Raw genomic sequence first — 1,264 nt, forward strand, 5'->3', positions numbered from 1 at the left:
TTACCCGCGCCCCCGCTGACCGTGTCCATGCCGGGGCCACCACGCAAGACGTCGTCGCCATCCCCGCCATTGAGCGTGTCGTTGCCGTCCCCGCCGTAGAGCGTGTCGTTGCCACCCATGCCCGACAGGGTGTCGTCACCTGCACCGCCGTCGAGCGTGTCGTTGGCGTCGGAGCCAACATGCACGTCGTTGGCATCCGTTCCGGTCCAATGGCTCGCACTGATCAGGAAATTGTCGGCGGTCAGGCGCGTGCCGTCAGTGAACTCGATGACGTGGGTGCCATTGGTCTTGGCAAGGAACCCTTCGAGAATGACCCCGTTGGGATTGCCGTTGACTAGGAAAAAGACCGCAAGGTCATCGCCCGTTATCTGGTAGTTGGTGACCATGCTCGGGGAGTAGCTTGCCCCGAAGCGGATGATGTCGCTGCCGGCGTCCTTGTCGGCGAGGCCGACCACCCGGTCGATGCTGCCGAGGTTGATGTTGTAGATATCRTTGCCGGCGCCGCCCTCAAGCACGTTGTTGCCCAGGCCGCCCGTGATCACGTCGTTGCCGGCACCGCCGTTAAGGTAGTCGTTGCTACCCAGACCCATGAGCGTGTCATTGCCGGCACCCCCGTACAGGCTGTCGGCCCCGTCGGTCCCCTCCATGACATCGTCACCGCCGGTACCCATCGTCGGCATCGCCACGCCGAGCTGCAGGCGCAGCTGGTCATGGGTCAGGACACTGCCGTTGGCAAAATGGATATCAATCGTCGTTTGAGGATTGAAATAGTCCTGAACGGCAATGGTGTCGCCGGTGGAGCGGTTGTGGATGATGAGGTCATCGCCAGCCAACTGGTAGTACAAGTCGGCCGACGCGACCGATGCGCCAAACTCGATGACGTCAAGGCCGCCGCCGTCCGTGCCAGCCGTGAAAATGCGATCGGTCCCTGAGCCGCTCTCGAACACAAACGTGTCGTTGCCTGCCCCACCTGACAGTTCGTCGTCGCCGATGCCACCGGTAAGCCGGTCATCCCCGTCGCCGCCAAGCAAGGTGTCGTTGCCCTCGTCGCCTGAGAGCACGTCATTCCCCGCACCGCCGTCGATGAAATCGTTTCCTGTCCCACCCGAGACCTTGTCGTTGCCGGAGACAAGGTGGTCAAAGTCATCGCCATGGAGGATGTCGTCGCCCGCTCCACCGGAGATATCGTCGTCCCCGCCCAGGCCGTGGATGACGTCATTGCCGGCGCCACCATCAATGACGTCGTCGCCGTGGAGCGCAGCTG

General features: G+C 62.9%; 1 protein-coding gene and 1 pseudogene. Both read right to left on the bottom strand.

The window, feature by feature from the left end; genetic code table 11:
- Nucleotides 1-1,061: calcium-binding protein (locus AC1DSN_RS22815; RefSeq protein WP_477333139.1), on the bottom strand; the 1,061-nt coding region annotated here is incomplete at its 3' end.
- 12 nt (nucleotides 1,062-1,073) lie between these two features.
- Nucleotides 1,074-1,238, bottom strand: a pseudogene (locus tag AC1DSN_RS22820) (calcium-binding protein); the annotation flags it as partial.
- Nucleotides 1,239-1,264: the final 26 nt, after the last annotated feature.

This window comes from Luteibacter sp. P4_D7_3 (assembly GCF_056401735.1).